This window comes from Microcystis sp. LEGE 08355, from assembly GCF_015207185.1.
In the GTDB taxonomy this organism is placed as follows: domain Bacteria; phylum Cyanobacteriota; class Cyanobacteriia; order Cyanobacteriales; family Microcystaceae; genus Microcystis; species Microcystis panniformis.
Genome location: NZ_JADEXI010000889.1, coordinates 1 through 1306, shown reverse-complemented (window position 1 = coordinate 1306; position 1306 = coordinate 1). Strand labels below are relative to the sequence as shown.

The window sequence follows — 1306 nt, the reverse complement described above, 5'->3', positions numbered from 1 at the left end:
CCCTACACCCTACACCCCACACCCCACACCCTACACCCTACTTTAATTGGGTTAATAATTGTTGTGTCACCACATCGGGGTGCTGCGCTTCCATGATGGCCCGGACTACAGCTACCTGTTGCGCTCCTGCCTCTAAAACCTCTTTAATGTTACTACTATCAATACCACCGATCGCAAACCAGGGTAAAGGGCAATTTTCCCGCGCATAACGGACGTATTCCAATCCTGCGGGGGTTTTTCCCGCTTTGGTGGGGGTGGCATAAACTGGGCCGACTCCCACATAATCGGCCTTTTCTTGGATTGCTTTGGCCATCTCTTGGGGATTAGTGGTGGACCGGCCGATAATTGCCGTTGGGCCGAGAAATTGCCGCGCTAGGGAAATCGGTACATCCTGTTGACCGAGATGAACACCATCAGCATGAATGGCCTGAGCAATATCGACGCGATCGTTCATAATAAACAAAGCATCGTAACGGTGGCATAACTCACACAGTTTAGCGGCTTCTTCTAAACGAATGGTATCAACGGCGGTTTTATGGCGGTACTGCACCAATTTTAACCCCCCTTTTAGGGCTAATTCGACGATTTCCAGCAGATTTTCGGCAGGAGAAGTGACTAAATAGAGGGGAGATGCTTGCAGTTTTTCCAGAGGTGGAGAGATTAATAGTTTACTCTCTAGCTGATAAACCCGATAGCGCAGCTGTTTACAGGCTATCCCTAGCTCCAGATCATAGAGTTTACCGTATTCTTCTAAAACCCGAAAAGCCTCCTGTACGCGAGCGAGATTGGCCTGCAGCAATCCCTCGACAGTCTCCCGGATTTCTTCCCTGGGATGGCTTAAATTTGTGCCGATATCGCTGGCCGTGTCCCGATGTCGTTTAAGATCGATCGAGTGCCAACTAGCTAATTGATGGCGCATTTCTTTACATTCTTGGGCTAAATCGGGATTATCTAAGCCAAAACGACACCATTCTTCGATAATTCGCAGTCCTTCTCTGGCGCGGTCAAGGTTAGCATCGAGAATCCGTTTAATCGCCGTGGTTTCTAGTTTCATTTGCCGTTGATGAGGATGTCAATATAGCCGTCAGCCAATTTGATCCCCCTCAATCCAGCTTGGAAAACGGAACTTTCCTGGTTTTCCCCCCTTTTTTAAGGGGGGCAAGGGGGGATCATCGAAAATTTGGGTCTGAAACCCCGTCGTTCTACGACGGCTTTACCGTTAAATATTAGCCCATTTACGAAATATATGCTAAAATGTGAGGTATGGAAAAGCTATCGCTACCGATTTTACCCCACACCCGAACAA

At 48.2% G+C, this 1306-nt stretch carries 1 protein-coding gene; it reads right to left on the bottom strand.

Going from position 1 to position 1306, the window contains the following annotated elements; translation table 11 throughout:
* Positions 1 to 37 precede the first annotated feature (37 nt).
* Positions 38 to 1054: a thiamine phosphate synthase gene (locus tag IQ242_RS25000; RefSeq protein WP_193961811.1), complete on the bottom strand. Its 1017-nt coding sequence runs from the start codon at positions 1052 to 1054 to the stop codon at positions 38 to 40.
* Positions 1055 to 1306: the final 252 nt, after the last annotated feature.